The sequence below is a fragment of the Selenihalanaerobacter shriftii genome (assembly GCF_900167185.1).
Lineage (GTDB): Bacteria > Bacillota > Halanaerobiia > Halobacteroidales > Acetohalobiaceae > Selenihalanaerobacter > Selenihalanaerobacter shriftii.
The window spans coordinates 71,361-86,212 of the sequence record NZ_FUWM01000004.1 but is presented as its reverse complement, the minus strand read 5'-3'; the positions used below and the strand labels follow the sequence as shown (position 1 = coordinate 86,212).

The 14,852-nt window shown below is 32.2% G+C and carries 12 protein-coding genes; 9 read left to right on the top strand and 3 right to left on the bottom strand.

The features are described 5' to 3' along the window. Window positions 1–128: 128 nt before the first annotated feature. The 5 genes from B5D41_RS01795 to B5D41_RS01775 all read left to right on the top strand — a co-directional run bounded on the left by B5D41_RS01795 (window position 129) and on the right by B5D41_RS01775 (window position 9,056). Window positions 129–2,699: a CoA-disulfide reductase gene (locus tag B5D41_RS01795; RefSeq protein WP_078808890.1), complete on the top strand. Its 2,571-nt coding sequence runs from the start codon at window positions 129–131 to the stop codon at window positions 2,697–2,699. A 234-nt stretch (window positions 2,700–2,933) separates the two neighbouring features. Further along, window positions 2,934–3,200: an ArsR/SmtB family transcription factor gene (locus B5D41_RS01790; RefSeq protein ID WP_078809010.1), complete on the top strand. Its 267-nt coding sequence runs from the start codon at window positions 2,934–2,936 to the stop codon at window positions 3,198–3,200. A 70-nt stretch (window positions 3,201–3,270) separates the two neighbouring features. After that, complete coding sequence (locus tag B5D41_RS01785) at window positions 3,271–5,244, top strand: CoA-disulfide reductase (RefSeq protein ID WP_078808889.1); 1,974 nt, start codon at window positions 3,271–3,273, stop codon at window positions 5,242–5,244. Window positions 5,245–5,402: 158 nt separating this feature from the next. After that, on the top strand, window positions 5,403–7,919 hold the full coding sequence (locus B5D41_RS01780) for a bifunctional aconitate hydratase 2/2-methylisocitrate dehydratase (RefSeq protein ID WP_078808888.1): 2,517 nt from the start codon (window positions 5,403–5,405) through the stop codon (window positions 7,917–7,919). Window positions 7,920–8,078: 159 nt separating this feature from the next. After that, window positions 8,079–9,056 (top strand): YeiH family protein, encoded by a 978-nt coding sequence (locus B5D41_RS01775; protein WP_078808887.1) that lies wholly within the window; start codon window positions 8,079–8,081, stop codon window positions 9,054–9,056. 46 nt (window positions 9,057–9,102) lie between these two features. Here B5D41_RS01775 and B5D41_RS01770 read toward each other — a convergent pair whose 3' ends face one another. Continuing rightward, window positions 9,103–10,155, bottom strand: a complete 1,053-nt coding sequence (locus B5D41_RS01770) for an HD-GYP domain-containing protein (RefSeq protein ID WP_078808886.1) — start codon at window positions 10,153–10,155, stop codon at window positions 9,103–9,105. A 339-nt stretch (window positions 10,156–10,494) separates the two neighbouring features. On the opposite strand from B5D41_RS01770, the gene B5D41_RS01765 reads away from it, so the two are divergent. Beyond that, entirely contained in the window at window positions 10,495–11,598 is a 1,104-nt protein-coding gene (locus B5D41_RS01765) for a GerAB/ArcD/ProY family transporter (RefSeq protein WP_159442868.1), read from the top strand. A gap of 55 nt (window positions 11,599–11,653) precedes the next feature. Here the strand turns inward: B5D41_RS01765 and B5D41_RS01760 are convergent, their stop codons facing one another. Further along, entirely contained in the window at window positions 11,654–11,815 is a 162-nt protein-coding gene (locus tag B5D41_RS01760) for a DUF1540 domain-containing protein (protein WP_078808884.1), read from the bottom strand. Between the two features lie 212 nt (window positions 11,816–12,027). Between B5D41_RS01760 and B5D41_RS01755 the strand changes: the two genes are divergently transcribed. Both B5D41_RS01755 and B5D41_RS01750 read left to right on the top strand, forming a co-directional pair. After that, window positions 12,028–12,825 carry a hypothetical protein gene (locus tag B5D41_RS01755; RefSeq protein ID WP_078808883.1) on the top strand — a complete coding sequence of 266 codons (798 nt, stop codon included), beginning with the start codon at window positions 12,028–12,030 and terminating at the stop codon, window positions 12,823–12,825. A gap of 122 nt (window positions 12,826–12,947) precedes the next feature. Further along, window positions 12,948–13,127, top strand: coding sequence for a hypothetical protein (locus tag B5D41_RS01750; RefSeq protein ID WP_234983866.1), 180 nt, complete (start codon window positions 12,948–12,950; stop codon window positions 13,125–13,127). Between the two features lie 185 nt (window positions 13,128–13,312). Here the strand turns inward: B5D41_RS01750 and B5D41_RS01745 are convergent, their stop codons facing one another. Next, complete coding sequence (locus B5D41_RS01745) at window positions 13,313–14,020, bottom strand: peroxiredoxin (protein ID WP_407695258.1); 708 nt, start codon at window positions 14,018–14,020, stop codon at window positions 13,313–13,315. 278 nt (window positions 14,021–14,298) lie between these two features. Between B5D41_RS01745 and B5D41_RS01740 the strand changes: the two genes are divergently transcribed. Beyond that, a complete protein-coding gene (locus B5D41_RS01740) occupies window positions 14,299–14,655 on the top strand; it encodes a hypothetical protein (RefSeq protein WP_078808881.1) in 357 nt (118 codons plus the stop codon). Window positions 14,656–14,852 lie beyond the last annotated feature (197 nt).

Below are 14,852 nucleotides of genomic sequence, written 5' to 3'. Positions count from 1 at the left end.
AAAGGGATTGGGAGGAAATGAATAATTAAAGCTTTATTTTAATAAGTGATTTAGATAATTAAATAATTAATTTTATAATTCATTGACCTATACTATACTAAATTCGTTAATTTAGAGGAGGCAGAAGAATGTCTAACAAGATATTAATAATTGGTGGTGTAGCCGGTGGAGCAAGTACAGCGGCTAGACTACGAAGAATGGATGAAGATGCAGAAATCATTATGTTTGAAAGAGGAGAATATATCTCTTTTGCTAATTGTGGATTACCATATTACATTGGGGGAACTATTGAGGAACGAGATAAATTATTAGTACAGACTCCAGATAAGATGGGGGCTAGATTTAATATAGATATTAAAGTAAAGAATGAAGTAATTGATATTAATCCTAGTGAACAGGAAATTAAAGTGAAAGATTTATCTAATGATGAAGAGTATGTCGAGGATTATGATTATTTGGTCTTATCTCCAGGGGCTGAACCGATTAAACCATCTATTCCAGGGATTGAGAATGAGCGGATTTTCACATTGCGTAATATTCCAGACACAGATGCAATTAAAAAGTATTTAGATGATAAGAATCCAGAGAAAGCAGTAGTAATTGGTGGTGGATTCATTGGCCTAGAAATGGTGGAAAATTTACATGATCAAGGTTTAGATGTTTCTTTAGTAGAAGCAGCTGACCAGGTAATGGGACCTATTGATTATGAAATGGCATCTATTCTTCATAATCATATGCGTCAAAAAGAAGTTAAGCTTTACTTAGAAGATGGAGTAAAGGCTTTTGAAGATAACGATAATATGACTGATGTCATTTTAGAAAGTGGTAAAGAATTAGAAGCAGATATGATTATTATGGCTATTGGAGTTAAACCAAGTGTAGAATTAGCCAAAAAAGCGGGCTTAGAACTAGGTGAGACTGGTGCTATTTTAGTTGATGAATATATGAAGACATCAGAGGAAAATATATATGCTTTAGGTGATGCTGTTGAGGTTAAAGATTATGTAACTGGAAATAAGACTCATATTCCTCTAGCAGGACCGGCTAATAAACAAGGTAGAATAGTGGCTAATAACTTAACTGGTCGTAAAGATAAATTTACAGGAACGCAAGGTAGCTCAGTAGCTAAAATTTTTGATTTAACTGTGGCTTCGACTGGGAAGAATGAAAAGAGCTTAGAACAAGAAGGAATTGATTATGAAGTTTCATTTACAATGTCTAAATCTCATGCAGGTTATTATCCAGGTGCTATTCCAATGACCGTAAAGATTTTATTTAAGCCAGAAGATGGTGAAGTATTAGGAGCACAGATTGTTGGTCGAGACGGTGTAGATAAGAGAATTGATGTTTTAGCGACAGCACTTAGATTCAAAAAGACAGTATTTGACTTACAAGAATTAGAGTTAGCATATGCTCCACCTTATTCTTCGGCTAAAGATCCAGTAAATATGGCTGGTTTTACTGCTGGTAATATTCTTAATGGAGAAATGGATATTATTCATTGGTCAGAAATAGATGAGTTAGATGAAAATAATACATTTTTGTTGGATATTAGAACAGAAGTTGAGAATGACTTAGGAGCAATTGATGGTTCAACAAATATTCCATTAAATGATTTAAGAGATAGATTAAATGAGATTCCAAAGGACAAAGAAATTATTGTATATTGTCAAGTAGGCTTACGAGGCTATATAGCAACTCGAATTTTATTACAGAATGGATTTAAGGACATACGAAATTTAAGTGGTGGCTATCGATTATATAAACAAGTGCAAAAAGACAAAGAGTTTAGAAAAGATGACCCTAGTAATGTTACAGGTTCTGCTAGTGGTTCGGCTACTAAAGGGAAGGAATCGCAACAAAAAAATGAGCATGTGGAAAGAGGAAAAGATGAGTTAATCGCTAGAGAGAATGGAGATATAGAAACTGATGAGACAGGTGAACCTTTAGGTGATGTAGAGACATTTAAAGTGGATGCTTGTGGATTACAATGTCCAGGACCGATTATGCAGGTCTATCGTAAAATGGAGGAATTAGATCCTGGTGATATTTTAGAAGCATCAGCTACTGACCCAGCTTTCAGTGCTGACATTGAATCATGGTGTGAGTCAACAGGTAATACTTTATTAAAGTTAGATACAGAAGGAAATAAATTCATTGCTTTCATTAAAAAAGGTGGAGAAGCAGGAGAGAAGAATGAAGTAGCTGAATCCTTAGGTAAGGCTGTAGGAGATAATAAAACAATGGTAGTCTTTAGTGATGATTTAGATAGAGTATTGGCTTCGTTCATTATTGCTAATGGTGCCGCTTCTATGGGCAAAGAGGTAACGATGTTCTTCACTTTTTGGGGCTTGAATGTACTACGAAAAGATGAATATGTAGATGTAGAAAAAGGATTTATGGATAAAATGTTCAGTTCTATGATGCCACGAGGAAGTAAAAGATTAGGGCTTTCTAAGATGAATATGATGGGTATGGGACGTAAAATGATGAGAAAAGTAATGGAAAATAAGAATGTAGATTCTTTAGAAGCATTAATTGGTCAAGCTAAATTATCAGGAGTTAATTTAGTAGCTTGCCAAATGTCTATGGATGTATTAGGAATTAAAAAAGAAGAATTAATTGATGGTGTAGACCTAGGAGGAGTTGCAACTTATCTTAATGAAGCTGAAGGTTCAAATATGAACTTGTTTATCTAAAGAGTAAATAGTTTATCACCTTAAACTTAGGTCGTTCTCAATTAATGGGGACGACCTAATTATATATTAATTTAAATATGTTTAATGGAAAATATATCTTATTAATCTTGACAAAAGCATGTAAATATTTTAATATTTAGATAAAGGGATTAATTAAAATGAGTTTATTATATAATAATATGAATTAAGCTAGGAGGGGAATCAGTGGCAAAATATCAAGAGATTAAGGTTAATATGGAGGAGTTGAAAAGGAAGACAAAAATTTTAAAGGCTTTATCTCATCCAGCAAGATTATGTATTGTAAAGGGATTATTGAATATAGGAAGCAGTAATGTTTCTAATTTGCAAAATTGTATGGAGATGCCACAGTCTACAGTTTCACAACATTTGGCTAAATTAAGGAGCGCAGGAATTATAAAGGGTGAAAGAGAAGGGGTTCAAGTTAATTATTCAGTAGTTAATGAAGATGCTAAAAGAATAATAGAATCATTATTTGAATAATAATATTATTTAAATGGTAAATAATAAATTTTAAGATATGATTTATAGTATGGAAAAGGAGGAAGAATGTATGAGTAATAAAATATTAATAGTTGGTGGTGTAGCTGGTGGAGCAAGTACAGCTGCTAGACTACGAAGAATGGATGAAGATGCAGAAATCATTATGTTTGAAAGAGGAGAATATATCTCTTTTGCTAATTGTGGACTACCATATTATATTGGTGGTACCATTGAAAAAAGAGATAAATTATTAGTACAGACTCCAAAGAAGATGGGAAATAGGTTCAATATAGATGTTAGAGTAGAGAATGAAGTAATTGATATTAATCCTAATAAACAGGAGATTAAAGTGAAAGATTTAACTAATAACGAAGAGTACGTCGAGGATTATGATTACCTGGTTTTATCTCCAGGAGCAGAACCGATCAAACCACCTATTCCAGGGATTGAGGATGAGCGGATTTTTACTTTGCGTAATATTCCAGATACAGATGAGATTAAGGGGTATTTAGATGAGAAAAATCCAGAGAAAGCCGTAGTAATTGGCGGTGGATTCATTGGAATAGAAATGGTAGAAAATTTACATGATCAAGGTTTAGATGTTTCTTTAGTAGAAGCAGCTGACCAGGTAATGGGACCTATTGATTATGATATGGCATCTATTCTTCATAATCATATGCGAGAGCAAGGAATCAAACTCTATTTAGAAGATGGAGTAAAATCTTTTGAAGATAAAGGTAATGTGACTGATGTTGTTTTAGAAAGTGGTAAGCAGTTAGACGCTGATATGATTATTATGGCCATTGGAGTTAAGCCGAATGTAGAATTAGCTGAAAAAGCAGATTTAGAGTTAGGTGAAACCGGTGCTATTTTAGTTGATGAATATATGAAGACCTCTGATGAGAATATATATGCTTTAGGTGATGCTATTGAGGTTAAAGATTATGTTACTGGAAATAGGACTCATATACCTTTGGCAGGACCAGCTAATAAACAAGGTAGAATAGTAGCTAATAATTTAGCAGGACGTAAAGAGAAGTTTACAGGAACACAAGGTAGTTCAGTGGCGAAAGTCTTTGATTGTACTGTGGCTTCGACTGGGAAGAATGAAGAGAGTTTACAACAGGAAGGCATTGATTATCAAGCCTCTATTACAATTTCTCGTTCTCATGCTGGTTATTATCCTGGCGGATTAAGAATGTTTGTAAAGGTTTTATTTAAGCCAGAAGATGGTGAATTACTAGGAGCACAGATTGTTGGTTTAGATGGTGTAGATAAAAGAATTGATGTTTTAGCGACAGTACTTAGATTTAAGAAGACAGTATTTGACTTGCAAGAATTAGAGTTAGCATATGCACCGCCATATTCTTCAGCTAAAGATCCAGTAAATATGGCTGGTTTTGTTGCTGGTAACCTTCTTAAAGAAATAACAGATATTATCCATTGGTGGGAGTTAGATGAGTTGGATTGGCAGGACAAACTATTAGTAGATACTAGGTCAGCGTCAGAGAATAGAATGGGGTCTATTGAAGATATGGCAGGTATTGAAAATAGTATAAATATTCCTCTTAGTGAATTTCGAAATAGATTAGATGAATTACCTAAAGATAAAGAGTTAATTCTTTATTGTGGAAGTGGGTTACGTTCCTATATAGCGTCTCGGATTTTATTACAGAATGGGTTTGATAAGGTAAAAAATCTAAGTGGAGGATATAGACTTTATACAGAGATTCATCAAGATAAAGAAGCAAGGTCTGAAAGTGGTTTAAAAGATAAAGTAGAACATGGTCAAATTGTTACTGATGAGACTGGAGAACCTGTAGGTGATATTATTACTTTAAATCTTTGTGGAGAGCAGTGTTTAGATATAGGTAAGAAGTTAGAGAAAAAGGCAAAAGAGTTGAAAGAAGATGATATTTTAGAAGTGGTGGTTGATGGTCCAGACTTTAGAAATGATATCAAGTCTTGGTGTCAAGAAACTAATTATGAGATAGTAGAGATAAAGCAGAATGATAATAAGTTCAATATATTTATTACCAATTAATTATACTTAAAATTTAACTATTGATTTTTCTAATAACTATAAAAGCCCGTCTTAAAAACAAGGCGGGCTTTTATATATTATTTTTGGTTTGTAAAAGTTCAATAAGTAATGTATAATTATAACATGAATATAGTACATGAGGAGGAGAGTAATAAGGTATGAAGAAAGTTGAGCTAATCGAGATCTTAGAAAATTATAAAATGAAAGCAATAGAGAGAAAGAGGACATATGATTTACCACCGAGACCATTAACAGCTAAAGAAGTTGAAGGATTAATGGCTGGATTAGAAATTGGAAATTTAAATCAAGAAGAATTTATTGTTTTTGAAACAGAGCAAGTGGACGAGTTAATTTTGAGGTTAATTTCTGAAGAAGTAAAAAGAGGTACTTTCCCTTCTTCTTATCAAAAAGCTAAAGGATTAGCTAAAGTTGTTAAAGGGGAGCTTGAATCAGAATATTTAAGTCCAGAAGAAGCTTTAGATTTATTAGCAGAAATGAAAGGTGGCGCAGCTACTATTGAGCTAATAGATATATTAACAGAAGACTTATTTGTTAAAAAAGTGACTGATGTTTTAGAGGGAACAGTATTAGTAAATGAGTCTGAATTTAAAGAAGTTGCCCAGTTAGCTGTTAATAATGAAGCAGCTCGAGATATTATTAAAAGTTGGGCAGAACGAAAGTTTGCTCAAGGTTGGGATTTAGAAGATATATATGAAGGAATTACAATTAAAGTAGGAAACAATATTACTACTGGACATTTAAGTCCTTCTAAGAATGCTGATAGTAGAACAGATCACCCACGCCACGCTCAATTTATTATGGATGGTAGAGAAGATGAGGAAGATTTTTTAGAGCGTTTAGAAGAATTAAAGATTGAAGATGATAATATTATCTTTGTAGCAGGTGCAGCTTTGGGAGAAGGTTCTTCGCGAAAATCGGCTACTTATACTATGTTACAAGTATTAGGTGAACCGGTTACAGGTGAGCCAGAAATGAAAGCCGGCGGCGTAGTAGTAGCAAAAAGCTTTGCCCCAATCTTTAAGAATTCATTAGTGGCTTCTGGTATCTTACCGGTTGAATGTGACACCGATCCGATCAAAGAGGGAGATCAATTGAGAGTAGATGTAGCTAATGAAAAATTAATTATTAATGATGAAGAAGAATTAGATATTAAATTACCGATTCAATTTAAATTAAATAAAATAGCTGCTGGAGGAATGACTTACTTTGATGCAGGTAATGAACTACAAGAATGGGCTGCCCAATATTGTAAAGAGAATAATATAGATTTTGATGAAAACAAATTACCAGTAGGAGCTAAGCAAGAAGATGAAAATCCACCGCAAACTTTAGCACAAAAAATTGTAGGGTTAAATAGATTAGATGGGAAAGAGACTATTCTACCAGGCGAGACAGCTACAGTAGCAGTTAGAGCTGTTTATTCTCAAGACACGACAGGCCCAATGACTCTTGATGAATATCAATCTATGGCTGGTGGAGATTTTGGGGCTGAAGCAGTAGTACAATCACTTTGTCATACAGGTGAATGTCCATCTAGTGAAGACAGAAATAGACATAAGTTTATTGATGAATTTGTAACTGAACGGGGTGGAGTCTGCTTAGAACCAGGTGAAGGTATTATCCATACTATCGGTAATCGTTTTATACTGCCTGCAGATGTAGTTGTAGGTGGAGATTCACATACTAGAACTCCTAGAGGAGTCTCTTTTCCTGCTGCATCGGACATTGTAGCTGGGGCTATGAAGTATGGTAAACAGGACTTAACTATGGATGAGTCAGTAAGGGTAGTCTTTAAAGGAGAACCGAAGGAAGGAATTACAGCTCGGGACTTAGTTTCTACTTTGGTTCTTTATGCGGAAAAGACTATAGGTAAAGATATATATAATGGACGAATCATTGAAATGGAAGGTGTAGAATTTTTAAATTCTAATGAAAGATATATATTAACAAATGCTGTAGCAGAAAGAAGTGCTTCTGCAGGTACAGTACCATCTGATCAGACTACTTTAGAGACTATTAAAGATAACTTAGAATATTTAAAGTCACGACCAGATGTTGAGGAGTCTCCATCGGTTAAGGATACTATTAATACTATAGAAGAGTTTTTATCAGATCCAGTATTACCAAAGGCTGATAAGGGGGCTGAATATGCAGCTACAATTGAAATTCCATTAGGTGAAGTGGATGAACCGTTGGTAGCTAAACCGCATCATCCTGATAATGTAGCCCCGTTAGCAGAGGTAGCTGGTACTGAGTTAGATGAAGTCTTTATCGGTAGCTGTGTAGGAGGAGACTTAGAAAGTATTAGAGCAGCAGCTAGAATTGTAGAAGGACATCATGTTCCACATGAAGTTAACTTTGTAGTCTGTCCAGCTTCCAGAGATATTTATAATGAGTTAGCTCAGGATGGCAGTTTAGCTAAGTTGACTGCTGCAGGTGCAACAATTACTATGCCTGGTTGTGGATTATGTATGGGTAATAAGCGTCGAATCGGTTCTGGTGCAACTGCTTTAACGACTACAACTCGTAATTATCAGTCCCGAATCGGCCCAGCTGATTCTCAAACTTATTTAGGTAGTGCTCATGTAGCAGCTATGGCAGCTGTGTTAGGTAAGTTCCCAACAGTTAATGATTATTTTGAAATGTATAAGTAAGAAATGTATTAAATGGAGGCCTTTCTTAACAGAAAGGTCTTTTTTATACTATACATAACTATTTACTTATATACTTAATAAAATCATATTATTTTACTAATGTAGTGATAAGTAGTAAAATATAGATAGATACCTAATAAGAGAGGATGACTAGAGAATATGGTAAATTTTAAAGATAAAACTCCAGGATTAGTCTTAGCAGTTATTATTGGTATGTTAGGAAGGTATCTGTCTAATTGGATTCCCAATTTAGGTGGGGTTACTTTAGCGATTATTTTAGGCTTCATAATTGGAAATATTTTTAAATTAGATGATAAGTATGACTTAGGGATTAGATATGCTGAAAAAAAGCTTTTAGCTGTAGCTATTATGTTAATGGGGCTTAAATTAGAGTTAGATGTATTAAGTCAGTTAGGTTTTTCATCAATTTTAATCATTGTTACTATGGTTATTAGTACAGTAAGTATAGGTTTTATATTAGGAAGATTATTAGGGCTTTCGAAATCATTTAGTTTATTATTAGGAGTAGGAAATGGAATCTGTGGTTCTTCAGCTATTGCAGCTGCAGCGCCTATTGTAAGTGAAGATGAAGAAGAGATTGGACTTTCTGTAAGTGTAGTTAATTTATTAGGGACTTTTGGGATATTTATTTTACCTTTTATAACAACTTACGTTTTAAAGTTGGATGAACTGACTAGTGGATTGATGATTGGTAGTACTCTACAGGCTACAGGTCAAGTGGTTGCAGCTGGTTTCTCTGTAAGTGATGCAGTAGGTAAGATAGCTACTATTGTTAAGATGGGAAGAATTTTAGTATTAGGGCCAGTGGTATTATTTTTAAGCTTATTTATGGGGAATGAAAAGACTGAAGCTAAAGGTAAAGCTAAAATTCCCTCATTTATTATTGGCTTTTTTATTTTAAGTATAATTGGTACATTACAGATTCTACCTGGAACAGTTGTTAAGTATTTAAAAGATTTAAGTAAGATATTATTGACTATTGCCATGGCTGGAATTGGATTAAAGATTAGAATTTCTAGTTTAATTAAGCAAGGACCTAAAGCATTATTAGTTGGTTGTTTAATCTTTGCTAGTCAACTTACTATAATTACTATATTGATCACAGTATTATTATAAGTATTAGATTAAACGTTTTTAAGTATTAGTTGTGAAAAATATTTTTTTATTCCTCTGTTTCAATTATGGTTATATTTAACTTTTCCATTAAGTTTATTTTTTTAGAACAATTTTTTCCAACTTTATTTTTAAATACTTTAATATTAGGTCTTTGAGGAAAAGATCCATTCTGGCTAGTAACTATACCTTTTTCACCATTGCTTAATAAGACAATAGTTCCATTAGGGTATATTGCAACATTTCTTAAAAATGCTTCAACAATTTTCTTATCAAAATGAGTATTAGTTTGCGCTATGATGAAATCAGTTGCTTTATGAACGGGCCATCTATTGCGATAACATCTATGACTAGTTAAAGCATCAAAAACATCTGCAACAGCAACAATCCGAGCGAATTCATATATATCATTGCCTTCTCTGTTGTTTGGATAACCACTGCCGTCTATTCTTTCATGATGACTTAAAACTGCAACTCTTGATCTAGCTGTAATATCATAATATTCTCCTAACTTATCATATCCAAGCTTTGGATGTTTTTTTATTTGATTAAATTCTTCATCTGTGATTTTTCCTGGTTTTGTTAAAATAGATTTAGAAATTGCCACTTTGCCGATATCATGTAATATAGCACCAATACCTAGTTTTTCTAATTCATCTTGATTATATTGAAGTGCTTTTCCAATCATTAAAGATATGACACTAACATTTATTGAATGTGCAAATGTATAATCATCGATTGTTTTAATATCTGTTAAGTTAGTTAATATACTGTTGTCATTTGTTATTTCTTCTGTCATACAACGAATATTATCTTTAATTTCTTCGCTATTAAACTTCTTATTTAATGATACTTTAGACATTGCACTTTTAATAGCTTTTTTGCTTTTGTTTCTTGTTTTATCAGAAATAACATTATTAATTTCAATATCCTTTGAGTACTCATCATCAATATAAACATGATTAATTCCAAAATTCAGTAATTTATTTTTGTATTTATCTAAGTTTTTATGGCCTGTGTTTAATAATGTTCTATCATTTATTACTATTGGTTTGGCTAATACCATGTCTGATTTTAATTTTTTCACATTAATTAATCGCATTGATTTTCCTCCATATTTATTGTAATTTAATATGATAAATATCTTTATGGTTTTAGTTTATACTTATATACAATATAGCTAAATACCTTTTTAATATAGAAAATAGTTGTTAACAATTACCAATTTAATATACATGAAAATATAGTAGATAAAGTTCTGGAATTAGATTTATCTAGAGAAACAGAAATGCTGGAGGGTATTTAAAAAATAGAACTTAGGAGGAAGGCAATTATATATGACTTATAGTGGTTAATGGATAAACTAGATAATAGTTTTAGAATATAACTGTTTAATATAACTAATAATAAAGTAATAATAGATATGAAATTGGAGGTTAGTATGTTAGATATTACTAATGATAGAATAGATAGATATCAATTGTTCATGTTAGTAGTTGGAGTATTAATAGGGGTTGGAATTGTTACTTTACCTCGAACTGCTATTAAAGGAGTTAGTCAAGATGGTTGGATTGTTCCCTTAATCGGAGGTACCATTGTAATAATTGATACGTATTTCATAGTTAAGCTTGGACAAGCATTTCCTGAAGATACTTTTATCGATTATATTGATAAGATTGTCGGTAAATTCATAGGGAAATTGTTGTCTTTAGGCTTACTTATTTATTTCTTATTAATTACAAGTGCAGTATTACCTATTTTTGCTCTTGGTCTTAAACCTTTATTATTGGAAAGAACTCCAACAGAGATAATTTATGTAACTGTATTAGCATTATTATTATATATTGCTAGACATGGAATTGAACCAATAGCTAGATTAAATCAATTAATAACCCCTGCAGGATTAATAATTTTCCTTTTTTTGTTAGGAGGACATATAGTAGGAGGCAATATGGATTATGGCAGACTAAGACCTATATTATATACTACTCCAATTACAAAATTATTTAAACAAGCTATCTTTGGACCAGGTTTATTTGCATTAATTGGTGTTGAAATCATATATATAATATTTCCATTATTAAATAAAAAAGCTAAAGAAGAATGTTTTAAAATTAGTTCATTAGCAATTGTATTTGTAATAGCATTATATTCATTAACAATAATATTAGCCATATCATATTTTGGAGCAGCACCATTAGAGAATATGCTTTTTCCTACTTTGACATTAATACGAGAAATACAATTACCTTTTGCGGAAAGATTAATTTCAGCATTTGTAGCTATGTGGTTTATAATAGGTTTTACTACTACTATGATTACAGTTTATGTAGGTGCAGGATTAGGTTTAGCCAATTTATTAAAATTTAAAGAACCAAAATTCTTAATTGCTTTGGCTTTGGTTCCACCTTACTTTTTAGGGTTAGTTCCACAAAATATTGTGCAAGTTTTTGAATATAGTAGTATAGCTAATTATTTTGCTATAATGTATGTATTAATTTTACCACCAATTTTATTTGCTATTTATAAATTAAAAAAATTATGAAGATTATAGGTTGAGACTCCTGGCAATAAACCAGGAGTCTTTGAATAATTATTATTTAACTTAAATTTGTTTTAGGGGTGAAAGTTTTGCATGTAGTGTCATCCGAAGTGCTGATTACATGATCTTGCATTCCTGCTTTTACTTGAATTGTAGAAGCTTGGCATAAGTCACTTTCATTGTATTGACATTCTTCTATCGCACATTTAATGTTAGACATTATAATCACCTCCCATTTATTTTGATATATCTTTTTTATTTTTTCTAAGTTAGAAATTTTTATACTAGCGTTAGTATAGTTATTATAAGTAATAAATTGTTATTGAAGATTAATTACCCTATCTATTATAATTTTTTGCAATTTATTGATAAGTTATATATAATGAATAGAACAAAATATTGGTATATCATTATATATTGGGAGGGAGATCAATGTTAGCTACATTTACATTAAAAGTACCAGAATCAAAACGATTAATTGCTAAAGGAATTGCAGAACTATCAGAAGTACAACAAGCTATGAATGGTAGTAAAGTTATAATAGCTGGAGGTACTACTAACGGTTATATAGCAGAGGAATTAGTGGAAGATGAATTTGAAAAAGAAAATTATACTGCAGGGATTGTTGATAAAGGCGCTGCTTGTGTTACTCCTAGTAATAAGAGAATTAATCCTGTTACTTTACAAAATGGGAAAAGAACTGATCAGAATTGGCTTGAATTTATGGAACATTTTACTGATAAAGATATTTTTATTAAAGGTGCTAATGCTTTTGATGATAAAGGAGTAGCAGGAGTGTTAGCAGGAGAGCGAAAAGGTGGAACGATCGGAAGAGCGTTAGGGATATTGGTTGCTAGAGGATCATCTTTGCTCATACCAGTTGGTTTAGAGAAGAGGATATCATCAGTTGAAGTGGCCAGTAAAATGGTTGGCATAGATAAAGTTGATTATTCATTAGGAATGAAGACGGGATTAATTCCAGTGACTTATGGAAAGATTATTACTGAGTTAGAAACTTTAGAAATATTATTTGGAGTAGAGGCGATACAGATAGCTGCAGGGGGAATAGGAGACTCGAATGGAGCAGTAACCTTGGCTATTAAAGGAGATGAAACAGATATAAAGAAAGCGATGGATTTAATCAAAAAAATAAAAGGAGAGTCTAAATTAAAGAGTAATAAGAGATTATGTAAAGACTGTCCAAACCCATGTAATCGGATTAAAGGGTAAGTGTTATTATTTTAATTTAGAAGTATGACCTTAGTAGTGAGGTGATTTTAATTTTAACTATAAAATGTGGCAAATGTAAATCAAAGATAATTAAGTATAAAAAGATAGGTAAGGGAAAAGTATTGAGATGTTGGGAAAGTAAAATTAAAAGAATATATGATGGAGAAATTAAAGATAATAAATTATTCTGTAAGAATTGTGGGAATAAAATAGGTATAATCAAGGAAGATGATATAAGAGGAAATTATGTGGATATGGACCGAGATCAATTTACATATTCAGGTAAGAAGATTAGGAAGTAAAGATAGAATTATATATTGTATAAATTAAAAGGGTTAAATATTAATTATAGATTTTAATATATAGTCAAAATAAAACTTTACTAATACTAATTTAATACATATTAAATCAGAAGATAATAAAAATTCAAAATCTAAAAGAGTAAAAAGCTCCATATTTATGGAGCTTTTTTAGCTGTGAATCATATTTACTCTCTACTTCTATTTCTACTTCTATTATTATTCCTATTATTAAGGTCTCTGTAACACAGATACCAAGTTAGACAGTCTACACCTGGTGGTGGATTTTCTACTCTATCTCTAAGCTGATCATAAGTTGAAGGTGGTGGTAAAACAACAGGTTCTCCAGGCTGCCAATTAGCAGGTATACCTGCTTCATAGCGGTCTGCTGTTTGGAGACCTTTGACTGCTCTTAGTATTTCTGGAATGGATCTACCTAATTCTAAAGGATAGTAGATAATAGCTCGTAATATGCCTTGAGGGTCAATAATAAATACTGGTCTTACAGTAGAAGTAGCACTTTCTGCTTCAGAAATCATTCCATAAAGTTCAGATATTCTCATATTAACATCTGCAATAACTGGAAAAGGGATTTTTACTCCAGTATTTTCATAAATATCTTCTACCCAAGCTAGGTGAGTTGGTATAGAACCAACGCTTAAGCCGAGTAATTCAGCATCTAACTCTTGAAACTCATCGTATGCCTCTGCAAAGGCAATAAATTCAGTCGTTCAGACAGGAGTAAAGTCGCCGGGATGAGCAAAAAGGACTAGCCAATCTCCTCTATAATCACTCAGTGATACTTCACCAAAGGTAGACATAGCTGTAAATTCAGGTGCCGGTGCTCCAATTTGTGGTAAGCTGGTTCGAGGTACTTCATCTGGTTGTTGGTGAATTATAACTTCTTCATTAACTTGATTTAATTCAAGTTTATCTTGTTTAACATTGCCCATACTCTGATAACCTCCTTTATAACTTTTAAAATATTATATTCATATAATTAAAAGTTGTTATTAATAATCTGCATAATTTTATCCTAAGTACCCCTTAGGAGTTATTTCATATACTTTTCATATTTTCTTCATTATATTTTCATATTCTCCTTATACAATATAATTAAGAGTTAGATAGCTTACCCCGGAAGGGTAAATAAAATGAGAAAGGAGTGATATAGATGAAGAAGACAATAATAGTAGTGTTAGCACTAGCATTGGTATTTTCTTTAGGAACAATGGCTATGGCTTATGGCTTTGGCGGTTGGTTTGGTAATGGAAATGGAGACTATGAAGCACAATATGAAGCTCAAAAGGAATATATCCAACAACAGTTAGATCAAGGAGCTATTACTCAAAAGCAAGCAGATTATATGTTAAACAGATTAGAAGCTATGAAAGAGTATAGTAATGCGGGCTATGGTAATCCAGGCTATAGAGGATCTGGAATGCCTTGCGGTGGTCCAGGTATGATGGGCGGTTATGGACCAGGCATGCGAGGTAGATATGGACCCGGTATGATGCGTGGTGGCTGGTAATTAATAGCCTCCTCCCCTTTATATAATTTATTAATCCTTACCCTTATTATATAAACCCCTTATATATTAAGTATAAAAAGGCTCCTATTTATAAATAGGAGCCTTTTTTGTATTTAAAAAATCATTTTAACTTTTAAAAAATATTTGAATTTACCTTGATTAATTTTTCAGAATATTTTATAATATATATGAAAGCG